This is a genomic window from Psychrobacter sp. TB55-MNA-CIBAN-0194, from assembly GCF_040309505.1.
GTDB classification, from domain to species: Bacteria; Pseudomonadota; Gammaproteobacteria; order Pseudomonadales; family Moraxellaceae; genus Psychrobacter; species Psychrobacter fozii.
The window spans coordinates 1-263 of sequence record NZ_JBEOOW010000408.1; the positions used below are offsets into that span (position 1 = coordinate 1).

Below are 263 nucleotides of genomic sequence, written 5' to 3' on the forward strand. Positions count from 1 at the left end.
GCACATTCCCTACCTAATCAGTATGGCGCTAATGGTATCTGGGGTTTCAACCTTTATTCAAACCCGTAAATTTGGTCCTGTCGGTTCAGGGCTAATGGCTCTGCAAGGCACCAGCTTTGGTTTTTTAGCGGCCGTGTTAGCAGCAGGTTTTGTAGTAAAAAACCGAGGTGGTAGTCCTGAGGAGATTCTCTCTGTTATCTTTGGCGTGACATTCTTAGGTGCCTTTGTCGAGATATTCTTGAGTCAGTTTATTACTAAACTTA

The 263-nt window shown here is 44.1% G+C and carries 1 protein-coding gene; it reads left to right on the plus strand.

The window, feature by feature from the left end; all coding sequences use genetic code 11:
- The coding region (locus tag AAEY75_RS15670) for a solute carrier family 23 protein (protein ID WP_352260108.1) at positions 1 to 263 on the plus strand (263 nt) is incomplete at both ends.